Annotated in this window: 18 protein-coding genes; 3 read left to right on the forward strand and 15 right to left on the reverse strand. The window is 45.6% G+C overall.

Features of this window, described 5'->3' with window-relative positions:
• Positions 1-73: 73 nt before the first annotated feature.
• From ACN0QW_RS00990 to ftsE, 3 genes are read right to left on the reverse strand one after another with little or no spacing between them, the layout of a single operon-like run.
• Positions 74-703: a YdcF family protein gene (locus tag ACN0QW_RS00990; protein ID WP_417427980.1), complete on the reverse strand. Its 630-nt coding sequence runs from the start codon at positions 701-703 to the stop codon at positions 74-76.
• Between the two features lie 37 nt (positions 704-740).
• Positions 741-1631, reverse strand: a complete 891-nt coding sequence (locus ACN0QW_RS00995) for a cell division protein FtsX (protein WP_417427982.1) — start codon at positions 1629-1631, stop codon at positions 741-743.
• On the reverse strand, positions 1631-2347 hold the full coding sequence (gene ftsE / locus ACN0QW_RS01000) for a cell division ATP-binding protein FtsE (protein WP_299371147.1): 717 nt from the start codon (positions 2345-2347) through the stop codon (positions 1631-1633). The genes ACN0QW_RS00995 and ftsE overlap by 1 nt, the downstream gene beginning before the upstream one ends.
• A gap of 177 nt (positions 2348-2524) precedes the next feature.
• Here ftsE and ACN0QW_RS01005 point away from each other — a divergent pair, with 177 nt between their 5' ends.
• The gene (locus tag ACN0QW_RS01005) at positions 2525-3331 is read left to right on the forward strand and encodes a zinc-ribbon domain-containing protein (RefSeq protein ID WP_417427984.1); all 807 of its coding nucleotides are present in this window, start codon (positions 2525-2527) and stop codon (positions 3329-3331) included.
• A 119-nt stretch (positions 3332-3450) separates the two neighbouring features.
• Positions 3451-3819, forward strand: coding sequence for a response regulator (locus tag ACN0QW_RS01010; RefSeq protein WP_299371141.1), 369 nt, complete (start codon positions 3451-3453; stop codon positions 3817-3819).
• Between the two features lie 43 nt (positions 3820-3862).
• On the opposite strand, the gene ACN0QW_RS01015 is transcribed toward ACN0QW_RS01010, so the two are convergent.
• The 5 genes from ACN0QW_RS01015 to argH form a co-directional block, all read right to left on the reverse strand.
• Positions 3863-4654, reverse strand: a complete 792-nt coding sequence (locus ACN0QW_RS01015; RefSeq protein ID WP_417427986.1) for a substrate-binding periplasmic protein — start codon at positions 4652-4654, stop codon at positions 3863-3865.
• 256 nt (positions 4655-4910) lie between these two features.
• Positions 4911-7460, reverse strand: a complete 2550-nt coding sequence (locus tag ACN0QW_RS01020) for a DUF4175 domain-containing protein (RefSeq protein ID WP_417427988.1) — start codon at positions 7458-7460, stop codon at positions 4911-4913.
• A 72-nt stretch (positions 7461-7532) separates the two neighbouring features.
• Entirely contained in the window at positions 7533-8804 is a 1272-nt protein-coding gene (gene lysA, locus ACN0QW_RS01025) for a diaminopimelate decarboxylase (RefSeq protein ID WP_417427990.1), read from the reverse strand.
• Positions 8805-8809: 5 nt separating this feature from the next.
• Positions 8810-9115 (reverse strand): hypothetical protein, encoded by a 306-nt coding sequence (locus ACN0QW_RS01030; RefSeq protein WP_299371129.1) that lies wholly within the window; start codon positions 9113-9115, stop codon positions 8810-8812.
• Positions 9112-10482: an argininosuccinate lyase gene (gene argH / locus ACN0QW_RS01035; RefSeq protein ID WP_417428708.1), complete on the reverse strand. Its 1371-nt coding sequence runs from the start codon at positions 10480-10482 to the stop codon at positions 9112-9114. The genes ACN0QW_RS01030 and argH overlap by 4 nt, the downstream gene beginning before the upstream one ends.
• 92 nt (positions 10483-10574) lie before the next feature.
• On the opposite strand from argH, the gene ACN0QW_RS01040 reads away from it, so the two are divergent.
• Entirely contained in the window at positions 10575-11153 is a 579-nt protein-coding gene (locus ACN0QW_RS01040; RefSeq protein ID WP_417427993.1) for a TlpA disulfide reductase family protein, read from the forward strand.
• Between the two features lie 124 nt (positions 11154-11277).
• Here ACN0QW_RS01040 and ACN0QW_RS01045 read toward each other — a convergent pair whose 3' ends face one another.
• The 7 genes from ACN0QW_RS01045 to ACN0QW_RS01075 form a co-directional block, all read right to left on the reverse strand.
• Entirely contained in the window at positions 11278-12162 is an 885-nt protein-coding gene (locus ACN0QW_RS01045; protein WP_417428710.1) for a 3-hydroxybutyryl-CoA dehydrogenase, read from the reverse strand.
• A 140-nt stretch (positions 12163-12302) separates the two neighbouring features.
• Positions 12303-13235, reverse strand: a complete 933-nt coding sequence (locus ACN0QW_RS01050; RefSeq protein ID WP_417427995.1) for an FAD-binding protein — start codon at positions 13233-13235, stop codon at positions 12303-12305.
• Between the two features lie 2 nt (positions 13236-13237).
• A complete protein-coding gene (locus ACN0QW_RS01055; protein WP_417427997.1) occupies positions 13238-13987 on the reverse strand; it encodes an electron transfer flavoprotein subunit beta/FixA family protein in 750 nt (249 codons plus the stop codon).
• A 150-nt stretch (positions 13988-14137) separates the two neighbouring features.
• Entirely contained in the window at positions 14138-14701 is a 564-nt protein-coding gene (locus tag ACN0QW_RS01060) for a cob(I)yrinic acid a,c-diamide adenosyltransferase (RefSeq protein WP_417427999.1), read from the reverse strand.
• A gap of 192 nt (positions 14702-14893) precedes the next feature.
• Positions 14894-15091, reverse strand: a complete 198-nt coding sequence (locus ACN0QW_RS01065; RefSeq protein ID WP_085900978.1) for a twin transmembrane helix small protein — start codon at positions 15089-15091, stop codon at positions 14894-14896.
• Between the two features lie 72 nt (positions 15092-15163).
• A complete protein-coding gene (locus ACN0QW_RS01070; RefSeq protein ID WP_417428001.1) occupies positions 15164-16021 on the reverse strand; it encodes a DUF4743 domain-containing protein in 858 nt (285 codons plus the stop codon).
• A gap of 145 nt (positions 16022-16166) precedes the next feature.
• Positions 16167-16346 carry a hypothetical protein gene (locus tag ACN0QW_RS01075; RefSeq protein WP_417428003.1) on the reverse strand — a complete coding sequence of 60 codons (180 nt, stop codon included), beginning with the start codon at positions 16344-16346 and terminating at the stop codon, positions 16167-16169.
• Positions 16347-16502 lie beyond the last annotated feature (156 nt).

The raw sequence follows: 16502 nt of genomic DNA on the forward strand, positions 1-16502 counted from the left end.
GGTGAAAAAAATTGCACACCAAATTAAATAGCAAATATTGAACGTCAGGGATCTTAAAAAAATCATCGGGTTTTTATCCAATCAATATCGCCTGTATATCTTCGAACCAGATCCTGATATGAGCCATCAGAAACTTAACATATTCTGATAAAATCAAAGTCATACTACCCGGCCAGAGCCACCAGTCTTTCTGTTTCACATGTTGTGGAAAGACAGGGTGAGGCAGAATTTGTATCTCTGGCATCGCATTTCTGAATTCCAGAAGACTTCTTGGCATATGGTAGGCCGCTGTGACAAGCCGTAATGAACTGTAGCCTTCTTCTTCTATCCAGTTTTGACTTTCAAGTGCATTCCCTCGTGTGTCGTCGGCCTGATACCCCAGCTTGACGCAACATTCCAGATTTTTAGGTGATCGCTGTGATAATCTTAAAAGCTCTTGTACCTCAACGCCCTTGTATACGCCTGAAATAAAAAGTTTTTTTGCTATGCCCTGTTCTAACAGATCTAGCCCGGTGTTTATACGGTCACTCCCCCCGGTCAGGACGACAATGACATCGGCATCTTCTGTGTTGTTTGTGACTTCTTCTGGCAGGTTCGTTGCAAACCAAAAAAAACCAAGTACCCAGGATAATAACGCGGCGACAGTTAGGAAGGACCCAAGTTTTAAAAGAAGGAATCTTCTGCGCATTGGTTTATGAAACAACGATCAACTCTTCTCTGTTGGTCATGGCATCCCTTCCTTATGGCATCAGGGCCAAGCTTCTTAAAACGGTCAACCTTGCGGTCATCATCGCAATTAAAGAAGCAGATAATGGCATTAATAAGAGTAATCCCCATTCGCCAGCGCTAAAGGTAAGTGTCGGAAGAACGGCACTATTCGCCTGCCCCAATAAAGAGCTGAAGCTGGCGATTGTGATCCCGGCAAGAAGTAACCCTGACAGGCCGCCAACAATGCTGAGTTTCAAGGCATGAAACTGAAAACGAGAAGCAATATATGAATCGTGTGCGCCCATGTGGTGAAATAACTCAACGACTTGTCGATGAATTGCGAGTCCCATTCGGGTGACAAGAATAACCATTAAGGCTGCGGCACCGCCTACGAGAACGACAACAAGCAAAGCAATAATTTGAATGATTTTGGTCAGGCCCAATAAATTACCAAGCCAGCGTTGATGGTCATCTACGCTGGCTTGGGGGATATCTTGGGCAAGAAGAGCTTTGATTTCATCAATTGTTTTGGCGCTGGAATTATCAAGTTCGACGGAGATTAGATAAGGAATGGGCAAGTCATGAAGCAATATATCTTTGCCCAGCCAAGGTTCCATAAGCTTGTTTAGTTCTGTGTCGTTAAGTTGTTCAACTTTGGAGATATTATCCAGCTTTTCAATCTTTGATATGAAAAGCTTAAGCTGTTTTTCGATGGCAGATCGCTTTGATTCTGATGATTCTGAAGGGATTTGTATCGTTAAGCTACTTGAAAGACCTTGATCCCACCTATTGGCCAGCTTGTTCATTGTAAGGGCAATGACAAGTGACATCGTTGCGAGATAAACCATCATCGCAATTAGCCATGGTAAAAACCTGCTGGATGCATCTCTGTCGAGAGGCACATCGTTTCTGTTGCCAAACATCACGCACCATCCGTTGTTATTGACGCGGTCGCGTTTTGTTCGTTGCGGATCAGTCTGACTTCGCCATTGACGATTTTAAAAACGGGATGGTTGAAACGGTTCACGAGGCCTTCGTTGTGGGAGGCGACAACGATGGTCGTGCCACGTTTATTAAGCTCTTCAAACAGAAAAAGTAAACGTTCTGCAATTTTATCGTCTAGGTTCCCTGTAGGCTCATCAGCTAACAATAAACTTGGGCGAGCAATGACGGCACGGGCAATCGCAACGCGTTGTTGTTGCCCACCAGAAAGTGTTGGCGGTTTTGCGTCGAGGTAATCAGCCAGACCAACCCAAGACAGTAGCTCACTTACATTCCGTCGGACCTTATCAAGGGATTGCCCGGTAATCGTAAGAGGAAGGGCGACGTTCTCCAAAGCGGTCAGATGATCAAGTAAGCGAAAGTCCTGAAAGATAATGCCAATGCGTCGTCTAAGCATCGTTAACTCTTTACGATCTTGCTGGGACACATCCCGTCCAAAAATACTCAGCCGCCCCGAAGATGGGCGATGGGCCAGATACATAAGTCGCAAAAGGGATGATTTGCCTGCGCCACTGGGACCAACCATAAAATGAAAGGACCCTGGGGCAAGCGTCAGGTTGACCTGATGAAGGACATCCGGGCCAGACCCATAACGCAAATGAACATCTTGAAAGCGGACCAAAAGTTTGAAATCCATAGTGGTGAGTGACGACAAAACAATGACATATTTAGTCTGCTAGCGTAAAGCCTTGTGCCTTGATTAATCATCGAACGTAAAACAAAAATAGCTGCTGGGTAAGGCCTTACTTGCCATCGTATTTTCTGGACCGTATAAATTAAGGCCAATTTAGTTTCTTCGCTGGTGAAAAATCGAATGATTGTTTCTTGTCCTGAATGCAGTAGCAAATTCCGAATTGCCTCTGATGCCCTAGGTGATTCCGGGCGCAAGGTCCGTTGCAGTAGCTGTCGACATATTTGGTTTCAGGAACCTGATTTGGAGTTTACATCTGCTAACGCGGACATTCCTGAAGAAACAAACGATGCTCCAAAGATGGAAAGTGATGCGGCTTCTTCACAAGAAGCGCCTTCGCCAGTTCCACCAGAACCGGCACCACTGGATGATGACTTTGTTGAGCCAGGAAATGTACGCACCAAGCGGCCAAAAGGCTTTGCTCCAGACAAAAAGAAAGAAAAGAAAAAAGGAAAAGGGGGACTTATCGCCTGGCTTCTCCTTTTGATTATGGTGGGGGGAGGTGCTTATGCTCTTGCTGATCGCCCCACGAGGGCCAAGATTGTCGATACTGTTCCTGAAGCTATGAAAGTGTATGACCTTTTGGGGTTACAGGTTTATTTAGTAGGGCACGGTCTTAAAATTGAAGATCAGGAAACTGAACGAGGATCTCGTGATGGTATCAAGGTTATTGTTTTAACAGGTAAAATTAAGAATACTCTGGACAAGAAGGTTGTCGTTCCCAAGCTAATAGGCTGGCTGTCAGATAATCGCGGTGCGGCGGTTTCTCGTAAAACCATTACATTGGATGTTCCTTATTTAGAACCGAAAGAAGAAATAGAGTTTTTTATTGAACTTCTAAGCAGCTCAAAAGCTGCGGGGGTTAATACAAGTTTTATTTCGGATGATGATGCTCTGAAAAACCCTGATTTTGACCCTGTCGATGAATAGCCCTGTAGCCTGATAGTTTTCGTCGGTTCTTTCAAACGTGGCATCATTCGCAACGACGTGATATTCTTCGTATTAACGAATTATTAACTATAAGTTTAGCGTGAGAGCGGTGACCCTGTATGGCGAAGATTTTGATAGCTGAAGATGATAAGGCTGTACGTAGTTTTGTTGCGCGGGCTTTGACGCATAAAAATCATGAAGTAAAAGCCGTTGGCGATGGCATGCAGGCACTAGAAGCGCTTGGTGAAGACAAATATGATCTTTTGATTACAGATATTGTCATGCCGGGGCTGGACGGTATCGGGCTGGCGCTTAAGGTGGCAAAAGATGCCCCAGAAATGCCTGTGCTACTCATGACGGGGTATTCAGCTGAAAAGCAACGAGCACATAACTTGGAAGAGCTGATTTTCAAGGTCGTGACAAAGCCATTTAGCTTGCAAGAAATTTGTGATGCAGCAGAAGAAGCTTTAGGCCTACAGACAAGCTAAATAATAATGACGCTCCCACGCCAGAATGTTACCTGATTTAGGTTTAATTAACCTGAAGGTATCGCGCCTCAAGCTGTTCAGTAAAGCCTTCTTTGTGGAGATCTCGGATTACTTTGTTGATGTCGTCCAGAAGGTAGTAACAAGGGGAAGCTCTGCTCATCATTAAATGGACATTGTTTGAAGCCACGGGCCAGGGAAGGTCTTTGATGCGATTTGAATTTCCGGTTTTCCGAAGGTCGGCTATACCATCGTATCGGCTCAATACGGCATAGTTGGCGCGTCCGGTAAGTAATAAGTCAAGGGTACCACCTTCCTTGACACCGTGAATATCGAGGTGTTTTTTGGCATAGTGATCAAAATTTTCACCATATGATCCTCCCATAGGACGGAGGCCTACAAGCCCAACCAAGTCCTTAAGGTTATTCAAGGGAAACTCTTCTCCCTTACGGACAAAAATGGCGACCTCATCTTTAATGAGAGGTTCAGTGTAGCCATAAATTTGGGCGCGTTCGTTGGTCCAGTATGCACCGAGTAAAAGATCAAGCTCTCCCTTGTCCAATTGCCGCAGCATTCGTTTCCAAGGAAGAGCGGGTTCATCTACGACTGCAACATCAAGGCGCCGAAAGACTTCACGGACTATATCGATTGCGATTCCATGATGTATCTTCGCTTCCTCGGAATACATTAACACAGGGTACCAATCAGTTGTCCCATTAACCCGTATCACATTGCAGGATTTTTCATCAGATAGAGCAACAGATCCCATCATCCATAGTGAGGTAAACAAAACATACAAAAACAAGATGATGTATTTTGATAAACGCTTTCCATTCATTAAGGACTCCACCGTTGGCAAAAGACAACCATAGGTGATTGTACACGAAATTGAACTACACGTCTTTAATTTGTGAATTACCCAGCTGTATCAACTTGTATTGGAAAGATTTTTCCTAGATTACCACTATTTTTCTGGTTTTTATCTGTATTACGAAGGTATTTCGAGGTTTGGGAATCCTGAGTTTATAGCGGTTAATTATGTTGTTATTTCTCTACATGAGAGCAAGCCGATATCAAGTTAGAACTCATATTCTTTAAAAGCGTTCCAGTAATTTTTGAATATAGGTTCTCTCTTCTATAGACCGCTTTCTATCATTCCTTCGGTTTCTCAATTCCTCAAGAATTGATCTACTTTTGATAACGTCATTTTCGCTAGGCAATGGAACGCCTTGTTTGGCGATATTTCCACCCTTGCTCCCAATGTTTCGTCCAAACGGATCGCGTCCTGATCCATCTTTGCCTCTGACCCAGCCGCTACCACGTTCTGGGGCTTGGTTGAGCATTTTTAAATACTTTTCAGCGGCTTGTTCTGTACCATTTTGCAGTTTTCTCAGGCTTCTGGTTTGGGCGCGTACAGCTTGTTCGTTCTCTTTTCCTTCGCCGGTTTGTCCTTGTAAAGCATCGCGTGCGATGCCCATAGATTGCTCGGCCTGATCAAAATCTTCTGGAAGATTACCAAGAAGCTCCTGAATATTCTCCATCATCTGTTCAAGCTCTTGCCTGATGCGTTCTTGGCTTTTTGCATCACGATATCGTTCTTGGCTCTGCTCTTGCCCTTGTTCTCCGGGGCGTCCATCGCCGGGCATTGTTTGTGGCGAGGATTTTGCTCCGTTCCCTTCGCGTTGACTTTGGGCTTCTTGTTGGCGCTTGTAGCTATTTTCCAGAAGTTCTTCCTGTCTCTTAGTCAGATCTTGGAGCTTTTCAAATGTTTCTCGCCCTACGTCATTGGCATTGTTGCCTGGTTGCTGGCCTTTTTGGAAAGCGAGATTCTCTAACATGTTTTGAAGCTGTGAAAGTAGCTCCATTGCTTCTTCTATAGAACCATTCTCAGCAAGCATTCTTGCTTGTTCGATCATGCTTTGCAGATCTTTACTTTCAATTGTTTGAGCATTTTCGGATGGTTGGGCAGGGGTGTTTTTGTCTGGGTTGTCCAGAAAATCTTTCAACATATCTGATAGAAGCTGATCGACAGCTTGTTCTAACTGATCCATAAGACGAGAGATTTCGTCTTGGTCGGCATTGGAACTCAATGCGTCACGGAGTTGTTGTTGAATACTTCTTAGTTCTCTTTGCGCGGTGCTGATGCGACCATCTTCAAGGTGGAGAGCCGTTTTCCAAAGAATATTCTGGCTCTCTGAAACGCCGGGTTGTGTCGGCTCAAAAAGAAGATGCTTGCCGACAATGCTCATGGCCAGAGCAACCAGACTATCATGATCGTATGTATCAGGTTTTTTTACTAACATGCCAAGTATCGCGATAACTTCAAGCTTGTTGCTTGGCGTCTTTAGGTCCTTGCGAAGTTGCACGAGATGTTGGGCTAAAGGATGGGTGAAACTGCGTTCAGGTATAACGATTTTAATTGGTTCTATTTGCCCCAATTGCCCTATCCCATCCTGTACAGTCAATTTAAACCATACTTCTTCACCAGCGAGAATATTGTCGGTAAGGTCGAGGTATTGTTGACCTTTGTAAGTCTTGACCTTGCTTGCGGGCAGGGGGGTTTCTATCTTTGTACTTTCGGGATTTTCTGGCCCGTATTGTGTATTCTGTGGCCAAAATTCTATGGTCAGTAAGGTGGTACCGTAGTCATCCTGCGCTTCGTAATTGAGCCAGAGTAATCCAAGATCATTTGCTTGGGGGGGCTCCGTTAAAGATATTTGGGGCGGATTATCCTCGATGAGGTTAATCGTGGTATTTACAACGGATGTAAATGATCCACCAATTTGTAGGTTTCCCCCCTGTTCAATAATGAACTCGCTTTGATGGTTTAGCGAACCTGTTTGTTCTGTTTGATATGTCCGATCACCAAGAAGAATATCGGGTGGTGTTTCTTCCCCATTAAATTGAGTAATTACTTTACTGCCGCTTGGTAGGCTTATTTCAGGTGGTGGGCTAAAGCTCTGGTCATAAAAGAGGGGGGGCATCCCGGTGTAATCTGGAGGGGTCAACCACAAACTGAATGTCACGTCTTGTTGCTTGGAAAGTGATGATAGTTTGCTTAATTCAAAAGCAGAAGACAGGCGATCCGACCATTGATGAAATGAAAAGGATGCAATGAATAGTCCTATGACGATCAATGACCGTAATCCATAAGGGTCCAATTTAAATAACTGTGGTTTCGGTGCTGTTAGTTTGAGCGAATTGAATGAGTCAGCTAAACGCTTCTTGTTGTCGAGCCATAGAGCAAGGCCAGTTTTTGAGGCTTTTACGGGGCGATCATCAAGACTACTTAAGGGGCGGTGAGGAAGTTGGTTGTCTTGCTCTAGGCGTCGCAAGGCCTGATGACGAGTTGGCATCTTTGTTGATAAAAAGGCCTTGATTCCTCCGTAAATGAGCAGGCCACCAGATAAAACGAGGAATGCGATATGCCCCCAAGAAGGGATTTGTGCTGGAAAGTCAAGAAGGATCAGGGTAACAAAAGCGCAAAGTGTTCCCCAAAAAAAGCAGGATGCTTGCCAGAAACTTTCCCAAAAGAGGATCATTTTGGTCAGTGTGGTTTTAGCTTGAATTTTCCATGGTAACCCAAGCTCGGGCCTTGCGGGCTGTTTTTTTAACAGTGATCTTCGTCGGGCGGTACTATCCATCGGTCCATATGTTCCTTTGGTAGGCTCATTTGGACATACCGCCCCATAATACGACGAATAAAGTCGGTTATATTATTCTGACAACCACTCGGGCAGAATGTCCTGGTTTATCAGTGTATCATAATCAATACGCTTACGTACAATCGCATATTGATCTGCTTTGACTAAAACTTCAGGAGCATTCAGCCGGGTATTGTAGCTAGAGGCCATAACAGCGCCATAGGCACCAGCTGATTCCATGGCGAGGAAATCACCCGCTGCAATTTCGGGCAGGGGTCTTTGGGTCGCGAAGGTATCGCCTGACTCACAGATTGGACCAACGATGTCACACGGTTTCAGCGGCGTCTCTTGATCGGGTTGCTTCAAGGGCGTGACGTCATGCCAAGCATCGTAAAGGGATGGTCTGATTAAATCGTTCATGGCTGCGTCGATGATGAGGAAACGACGATTTGTGCCATCTTTTACGTATATAGTTTCTGTCACCAAAACACCGGCATTCCCAACCAGAAAACGGCCGGGTTCAAAGATACATTCCGCATCTAATCCGTGCATGGCTTCGCTGACGGCCTGTGCGTATTCGGTCAGATCAGGCGGTGTCTCATCATTGTATTGAATGCCGAGGCCGCCGCCAAAGTCGATCCGTTTCAGCGGTAGACCCGCACTCTGTAGTTCACGATAGAGGCTCGCCAATCGTGCAAATGCATCTTTGAACGGGCTTGCGTCTGTTAACTGTGATCCGATGTGAACGGCCAAGCTTTCAACAGCGATGTTTGGAAGAGCTTTGGCTTGTTCAACGAAATTTCGAACACTTGGAATATCAATACCGAATTTGTTTTCAGCTTTTCCTGTTGAAATCTTTGCATGGGTTTTTGCATCGACATCAGGGTTTATTCTAAAAGCAACAGGTGCAGTAACGCCCATTTTTTGTGCGACTGCAGAAAGGGCTTCTAATTCGGGCAAAGATTCAACGTTGAACTGTAGGATACCAGCTTTTAGACCAACGACCATCTCGGATGGTTTTTTACCAACGCCTGCAAAGACAATCTTCTTTGGGTCGACACCAGCTTGCAACGCGCGGCGCAGCTCTCCCTCAGAAACGACATCTGCTCCTGCACCTGCTTTGGCAAGGGTTTGGATCACAGATTGGTTAGAGTTTGCCTTGAGTGCGTAACAGATTGTGCCTTTGACGCCTGCTTTTGCGAGAGCATCAGAAAAAGAGTTGTATGCATTCACCATGGCTTGGGTGGAATAGCAAAAGAAGGGCGTCCCAACTTCTTGGGCAATTTCTGCCAGTGACAGATCTTCGACATGAAGTTGACCATGGCGGTATTCAAAGGCACTCATAATTTTTACTGTCCGTATATCTTTGTCTTGACCTTCGAATTTTTACGTATCTGCAAACTCTCGGGTATAGCGTTTTGTTGTTCAGCGGTCGGTATACCTGTTGAAGAGGAGTTGGGCGTTACAGCAGGGGGATATGGATACTGTTGTGGATAATCCCAATCTCCGCTGGGGCGTTCTAGCCCCCCAACCTTACCACAGGCGGCGAGTAGCAAACCTGCGCCAATAAGAGTTGCTGTTGCAAGAGATCTTTTCCCGGAAATGTGTTGTCCTAGTACAATCCAGATTTGTTTTATGGTTCCGGCTTGTTTCATGACAAAAATCTCTCTCTGGCAGCTTTCGCAGCGGCCTTAACATTTTCAGGTGCTGTTCCGCCAAAACTTGTTCTGCTTTGGGCGGACTGTTCAACGGTGAGAACTCTGAATATATCCTGAGAAATGCGTGCTTCGACACTTTGCATTTCTTCTAAGTTCAAGTCACTTATATCACAGCCTTTGTCTTCGGCCAGTTTTACAATGGTACCCGTAACATGATGGGCATCCCGGAAGGGAAGGTTAAGTTCTTTGACCAACCAGTCGGCAAGGTCGGTTGCCGTCAGGAACCCATGGGCTGTTGCGGCATGAAGTTTGTCGCGATTAGCAACCATGTCACTGATCATTCCTGTCATAGCCGTCACGCTTAGAATCAGTGTATCAGCAGCATCAAATACGGGCTCTTTGTCTTCTTGCATATCTTTGCCGTAGGTCAGGGGCAGGCCCTTCATCACAACAAAAAGAGTGTTCATTGAACCGATAACCCGGCCAACTTTACCGCGAATGAGCTCTGCTGCATCCGGGTTTTTCTTTTGTGGCATAATAGAGCTGCCGGTTGTGAAGGCGTCGGAAAGAGTGACAAAACCGAAACCTTGAGAACACCAAATCACAAGTTCTTCTGCAAAGCGAGAGAGATGGGTCGCGAGGATCGCGCCAGAGGACATAAACTCAAGCGCGTGATCTCTGTCAGAAACGGAGTCCAGCGAGTTTGCTGTTGGGCGATCAAAGCCAAGGGCTTCGGCAGTCATGTGCCGGTCGATTGAGAAAGATGTCCCTGCCAGTGCTGCAGCCCCCAGAGGGCATTCGTTCAATCTTTTGCGACAATCCCGTAGTCGGCTTCTGTCGCGTCCAAACATCTCAACATAGGCAAGCATGTGGTGACCAAATGTCACAGGTTGGGCTGCTTGTAGGTGGGTATAGCCGGGCATAATGACGTCAAAATTATCTTCAGCTTGCTTGATCAAGGCTTCGATCAAAAGGCCAGTTTGCTTATCAAGTTCATCAATCGCACTTCGAACCCAAAGCTTGAAATCCGTTGCTACCTGGTCGTTTCGAGAACGCGCAGTATGTAATCTACCCGCTGCATCCCCGATGAGTTCTCGCAATCTATTCTCGATATTCATGTGAATATCTTCCAGAGCAGCAGAGAAGGTGAAGGTTCCGTTTTCAATCTCTCGCGAAATTGTGTCTAGACCTTGGAGTATTGCATTGCCATCTTCTGTGCTGATAATACCTTGCTTAACCAACATACTGCAGTGAGCTTTTGACCCAGCAATATCCTGTGCGGACATGCGTTTGTCGAAATCGATGGAAGCGTTGATTTTTTCCATAACTTCGGAAGGTCCAACGCTAAAACGTCCGCCCCACATTGCATTGGCAGATGTCTCACTGGGTGTTTTTGGTTCTGACACGGTATTCTCTTTCGCCTTATTCGGTCTTACGACTTTATGGACTTGTACAAATGATCCAAATTAAAGCCCTTCGCCTGTCCGGTCTTTTTCACATGCTCATTGCAGCATCTGTAACGCTTTTGATGAGCGTGTCATTTGCTGGCGCTGTGGATAAACCTCCACTCGAAGGGCGACTCGAAGGGAACTTTACTCTGTTCGATCCACCTATTCCAGTGCCGATCGAAACCTTTCAGGATGAAGAGGGAAAACTACGCTCGTTCGCGGAAATGGAGGGGCAGGTTGTTCTTTTGAATTTCTGGGCAACATGGTGCGCACCTTGCGTAAAGGAAATGCCCGATCTAGACAGATTACAGGCGGAATTGGGAAGTGATCTCTTTCGTGTTGTCACGCTCTCAGAAGACAGAGCAGGTCTTAAAAAGGTTCTTCCTTTTTTTGAGGATAAAGATCTGAAAAATTTACCGGCCTATGTTGACCCCAAAGGCCGCGTTTCTCGTGCTTTTGGGTTACGGGGATTGCCATCAACCTATTTGATTAACAAAGAAGGTATGATTGTCGGGGCGCTCATCGGTCCTTTTGAATGGGATGCGCCGGAAGTAAAGACACTGGTTGATTTTTATACAGCGAAATAGAAAGCGCAAATCAGTCCAGATTACAGGCTGAGGTTAAACTGGATCTGACTGAAATATTGCTGAAAATAAAAAGAGCCATCTGTGAAAACACGATGGCTCTTTTACATTGGTAATTAAATTCGTTTTACCGTGTAGGCACAGGCGTATCGCCGCCATAATCATAGAAGCCGCGACCGGATTTTTTACCAACCCAACCTGCTTCAACATACTTCACCAATAGCGGGCAAGGGCGATATTTAGTGTCGGCAAGTCCGTCGTACAGTACAGACATAATGGCAAGGCAAGTATCCAGACCGATAAAATCGGCCAGCTCTAAGGGGCCCATTGGATGATTAGCGCCAAGCTTCATCGCAGTATCAATTGAATCAACCGTACCGACCCCTTCGTAAAGGGTGTAAACCGCCTCGTTGATCATGGGTAAAAGGATACGGTTTACGATAAAAGCCGGAAAGTCTTCGGATGAAGCTGATGTTTTGCCCAACTTGTGGGTCATATCCTTAATTGCTTGGTAGGTATCTGCTTCCGTCGCAATGCCACGGATTAACTCTACAAGCTGCATGATTGGGACTGGGTTCATGAAGTGCATGCCCATGAACTGTCCCGGACGATTTGTCACGGCCGCCAAGCGTGTGATGGAAATTGACGAAGTGTTAGAGCAGAGAATGGCTTCTGGCTTCATCAAAGGACAAACTTTGCGGAAGATATCTTTTTTTATTTCTTCGTTTTCTGTGGCGGCTTCAATAACCACATCACACTCGGAAAGGCTTTCCAGTTCCTGTGAGTTTTTGATTCTTCCCAAGGCTGTGGCAATGTCAGATTCGGATATCTTTCCCTTGGATGCCTGGCGCTGCATGTTCTTTTTGATGGTGGCGAGTGCTGAATCAAGCTGATCTTGATTGACATCGACCATGTGAACATCAAAGCCAGCAATGGAGCTAACGTGTGCAATGCCACTACCCATCTGCCCTGCGCCAATAATGCCAACGGATTTAATATCCTGAATAGTCATACTCTTCACGAGCCTTTCCGCTACACTGTAATTTAAAACAAGACGCTATCATGTTTGATAGCGTCTTGTCGTAGGGTATCATTGCAGATCGGTCTTTGAAATATCAAGTCTCAATAAGTGAGAGAGATAAAACAAAAGATCTATCCAAGCTCAGCTTCAAGCTCGGGAACTGCATCGAAGAGATCCGCAACCAGGCCATAGTCAGCAACCTGGAAGATTGGGGCTTCTTCGTCTTTATTGATAGCAACGATGACTTTTGAGTCTTTCATTCCGGCAAGGTGCTGAATAGCCCCGGAGATCCCTACAGCAATGTAGAGGTCTGGTGCCACAACTTTACCCGTTTGACCGACTTGGTAGTCATTTGGTACATAGCCAGCATCAACAGCAGCACGTGACGCACCAACAGCTGCGCCAAGCTTATCTGCAACGCGTTCCAGCATGGCGAAGTTTTCGCCGTTCTGCATGCCACGACCACCTGAAATAACAACGCCAGCGGTTGTCAGTTCAGGGCGCTCGGATTTTGTCAGCTCTTGACCTTCGAAAGTGGAAAGACCGGCATCACCTGTTGCATCAACAGTTTCTACTGCAGCTGAACCGCCTTCTTCTGCTGCGGCATCAAAAGCTGTACCGCGAACGGTAATAAGTTTGATTGCATCTGAAGATTGAACCGTTGCCAAGGCATTACCGGCATAGATCGGACGGACAAACGTATCTGCAGCTTCAATTGCTGTGATCTCTGAGATCTGCTGAACATCTAACAGAGCAGAAGCACGTGGAAGGATATTCTTGCCATAGGTCGTTGCTGGTGCCAGCACGTGACTGTAACCAGAAGCAAGATTAACGATCAATGGTGCAATGTTTTCTGCAATGTCCTGAGCATATTCAGACGCGTCAGAAACAAGAACCTTGGAAACACCTGCAATTTTTGCGGCAGCTTCACCAGCTGCGGCACAGCCAGAGCCCGCGACAAGAACGTGAACATCATCACCGAGCTGTGTCGCTGCGGTAACAGTGTTTAGGGTAGCAGGCTTGATGCTTGCATTGTCGTGTTCGGCGATAACAAGAATAGACATCGTTAGATCACCTTTGCTTCGTTCTTGAGTTTGTCGACTAGTTCAGCAACGGAACCAACAATTACACCTGCATCACGCGCAGGAGGCTCTGTGACCTTCAGTGTGCTGACACGCGGTGTCACATCTACGTTAAGATCAGCCGGTGATGTTGCATCAATAGGTTTTTTCTTCGCCTTCATGATGTTTGGAAGCGACGCATAACGTGGCTCGTTCAAACGAAGATCAACGGTCAGAACAGCTGGCATTGGAAGGCTTACGTTTTGCAAACCGCCATCGACTTCACGTGTGATGTTCAACTTGTCACCTGCTACTTCAACGGCAGAGATGAAGGTGCCTTGCGACCAACCAAGAAGGGCAGAAAGCATCTGGCCAGTCTGATTGTTGTCACCATCGATCGCCTGTTTTCCAAGGATAACGAGACCGGGTTCTTCATTGGCGACAACAGCTTTTAGCAACTTGGCAATTGCCAGTGGCTGCAGATCTTCATCGCTCTGAATGTGAATGCCACGATCTGCACCCATTGCAAGGCCAGTACGGAGAGTTTCTTGAGCCTGGGCTGGTCCAGCTGAAACCACAATGATTTCACTGACAATGCCAGCTTCTTTCATGCGTACAGCTTGCTCAACCGCAATCTCACAGAACGGGTTCATCGCCATTTTGACGTTTGTTAATTCAACGCCAGTCTGGTCAGATTTAACCCGAACCTGCACGTTCGCGTCTATAACGCGTTTGATTGGGACGAGTACTTTCATCTAGAAGTATCCTTAATATTCGCGCTTTACCTAAGTAAAATGACAGGAATCTATATACCTGTCGCTTTACTCTCTAACAGCCAGTCGCCGGGAACCTTAGGCTCGCCAACATACACTGTCAATGATCCGCTGAAGACTTTCTCCCGAAGATCATCGGTTTGCCCCAGGTACCCAGAGCACGTCCTTGGCTCCCTTGTCGTTGACATGGCGGGCCAGAACAAAAAACAAATCGGAAAGACGGTTTATATATTTCAATCCTTCGGGGTTGATGTCCTCTGTTTGACTCAGGGCTGATACAAAGCGTTCAGCTCTGCGTGAAACGGTTCTGGCCTGGTGCAGGTAGGCTGCAATTTCACTTCCCCCGGGAAGAATAAATGACTTCAAAGGCGCTAGATCAGCATTTAAATCATCTATTTCCTGTTCAAGCCTCTCCACCTGTTCGGCAGTGATTCTTAGGGGAGGGTATTCCGGGTCTTTTTCTTCCGGGCAACAGAGATCTGCGCCAAGATCGAAAAGATCGTTTTGAATACGTGCCAGAATGTCATCAACAAGATCTTTGCTGTGTAATCGTGCAATACCTACGATGGCGTTTGTTTCGTCAACGGTGCCATAAGCTTCAACACGAAGGTCGTGTTTATGAACGCGTTTTCCTGAACCAAGCGATGTTTTACCTTTATCGCCGCCTCTTGTGTAAATACGTGTCAGCTGGACCATTACAGCAAGCTCTCTTTCTAAAGGGTTGAGTTTGTCGTCTTACCTTTTTCTATAACAGTTGGCTTTTTCCTTTAACAGGTGGAAAGAATACCTTGGAAGGACTTCTAGGATATATCACCGATGCGACTGACTTTTGACGAATAAAGCTGAAATTTTTCTTATCAAGGAGTGTTCAGCAGCTTTAATCTGTTCTTATTGGTTCTTGGCCCAAAATGCGATCAGGAAAATAATAAGTGCAATTCCTTGCGCTAAAACACGATACCGCATGAATTTATTGGCGTGTTGTTTGTTGTATTCACCGCCGCGGGCCATGCTGATAAGTCCGGCAAAGAGGATGACAACGACAGCAACAAGTGAAAGCACCATCAAGATATTTAAAAAACTGTCCATAATTATGTTTCCGAATTATTTTTTTGGAATTATTTCTGTGTCTTGTATTCGTTCGTCTGGTTTTACGAATTATCACGCAATGTCTTGACGGTGCATGCCTTTGATCAGATCTGAATAGGTGTCGTCATCGGGGGTGAGGTAACCTTCTCTGATCAAAAAGTGGATCAAAACAAGGCTGACGTTGTATTTGAAATCATCCGTATTTGTGATGCGGTCAATAACCTTTTCTATGGGCCATAGATAAAATTCCTCTACCTCTCCGTCCATGTTTTGCGGGGTAAAGCTTTCATCCAAATATAGGTCATAGGTATAAAGGTGATCATTTTTCAAGCCGTCCGGGCGTTCGCAGCGATAGGTAACCATACCTGTTGCTTTGGCTGTTGCTGCTATAGCGCGTGGGATGTTGGCTTCTTCTTCAGCTTCTTTGATCAGGTTTTCCATTATGGTTAAACCATAGGGTTGTCCCCCAGCTACGATATGGTCCAATTCTCCGGGTGCGTTTGGCTTAGATAACGCGCGCTTCCCAATCCAAATCTTCAGGCCGTCTCTTGTATGAACAAGGCCGTTGACGTGTACACCGTAACTTCGAATACCAAAGTGACCAGAAGCCCCGCGATCCATTTTAAAAAGGGGGGGCAAATGCCAGCTATTGGTTACGGCATATTCTTCATCTCGCCACCTGGGGATGATGCCATCTTTTACCAAAGCCTTAATAACGCTTTCGACTTCGCTGGTGCGGTTTTCAAATGTTGTGAGCTTGGTTGAAAGAGCGACGCTTTGCGACGATACATCAAAGACAGAAGTGAAATCTTTTAGTCTTGTCGCTAAATCATGTGTGATGTGCCCATGAACTTCATTGTTGATAATGAAGGGGCGATAATTTTCCGGTTGCCAGAAATGACAGGCTTTGACGCGCTCTAACAGAGACAAGGAGGACTCCTGAATTATTTGCTGCGGGGAGGCATTATTTCAGGAGTATATTGCGATTTCCCAGATTTATTGGCAATGAGATTTATGTGTAATAATTAAAAACAAAGCACTCGGTTCGGATTAAAATCCGTTTTGAAAATCTATATTAGCCGTGTTGTATTGAGGTTGGCTTTTTTAATTCCATTATTTTTTGAGGAGATTCAAGAGAGCTTTTTGATTCAAGTATAGCTGCGGGTTGAACGCTAGGTGCGTGAGACCGTCCAAGGAACATGACACCAAAGACGAGAAGGGCGGCTGAAAAAGCGATGCGAAATATAAGGTTCATTTTGATCTCGTTGCTCATAAATTGAGCTAAAAAGTACTGACAAAACAAAAGTCTAAGTACGTAAAATTGAATTTGATGATCTATTTATGGATGGCACTAAACATTACAAGGGCCATGCTTAAACTTTCTTAAGATTAAATGGGAGCAGCTTTTGAA

The sequence above is a fragment of the Kiloniella sp. genome (assembly GCF_048259265.1).
Classification (GTDB): Bacteria; Pseudomonadota; Alphaproteobacteria; order Kiloniellales; family Kiloniellaceae; genus Kiloniella.

Excerpts from the sequence above, each read along its gene's own strand:
- ACN0QW_RS01075 (WP_417428003.1), bottom strand. The coding sequence starts at position 16,346 with ATGAACCTTATATTTCGCATCGCTTTTTCAGCCGCCCTTCTCGTCTTT.
- ACN0QW_RS00995 (WP_417427982.1), bottom strand. The coding sequence starts at position 1,631 with ATGTTTGGCAACAGAAACGATGTGCCTCTCGACAGAGATGCATCCAGC.
- ACN0QW_RS01050 (WP_417427995.1), bottom strand. The coding sequence starts at position 13,235 with ATGTCTATTCTTGTTATCGCCGAACACGACAATGCAAGCATCAAGCCT.
- ACN0QW_RS01030 (WP_299371129.1), bottom strand. The coding sequence starts at position 9,115 with ATGAAACAAGCCGGAACCATAAAACAAATCTGGATTGTACTAGGACAA.
- ACN0QW_RS01005 (WP_417427984.1), top strand. The coding sequence starts at position 2,525 with ATGATTGTTTCTTGTCCTGAATGCAGTAGCAAATTCCGAATTGCCTCT.
- ACN0QW_RS01015 (WP_417427986.1), bottom strand. The coding sequence starts at position 4,654 with ATGAATGGAAAGCGTTTATCAAAATACATCATCTTGTTTTTGTATGTT.
- lysA (WP_417427990.1), bottom strand. The coding sequence starts at position 8,804 with ATGAGTGCCTTTGAATACCGCCATGGTCAACTTCATGTCGAAGATCTG.
- ACN0QW_RS01055 (WP_417427997.1), bottom strand. The coding sequence starts at position 13,987 with ATGAAAGTACTCGTCCCAATCAAACGCGTTATAGACGCGAACGTGCAG.
- ACN0QW_RS01045 (WP_417428710.1), bottom strand. The coding sequence starts at position 12,162 with ATGACTATTCAGGATATTAAATCCGTTGGCATTATTGGCGCAGGGCAG.
- ACN0QW_RS01060 (WP_417427999.1), bottom strand. The coding sequence starts at position 14,701 with ATGGTCCAGCTGACACGTATTTACACAAGAGGCGGCGATAAAGGTAAA.
- ACN0QW_RS01040 (WP_417427993.1), top strand. The coding sequence starts at position 10,575 with ATGATCCAAATTAAAGCCCTTCGCCTGTCCGGTCTTTTTCACATGCTC.
- argH (WP_417428708.1), bottom strand. The coding sequence starts at position 10,482 with ATGTGGGGCGGACGTTTTAGCGTTGGACCTTCCGAAGTTATGGAAAAA.
- ACN0QW_RS01020 (WP_417427988.1), bottom strand. The coding sequence starts at position 7,460 with ATGGATAGTACCGCCCGACGAAGATCACTGTTAAAAAAACAGCCCGCA.
- ftsE (WP_299371147.1), bottom strand. The coding sequence starts at position 2,347 with ATGGATTTCAAACTTTTGGTCCGCTTTCAAGATGTTCATTTGCGTTAT.
- ACN0QW_RS01065 (WP_085900978.1), bottom strand. The coding sequence starts at position 15,091 with ATGGACAGTTTTTTAAATATCTTGATGGTGCTTTCACTTGTTGCTGTC.
- ACN0QW_RS01010 (WP_299371141.1), top strand. The coding sequence starts at position 3,451 with ATGGCGAAGATTTTGATAGCTGAAGATGATAAGGCTGTACGTAGTTTT.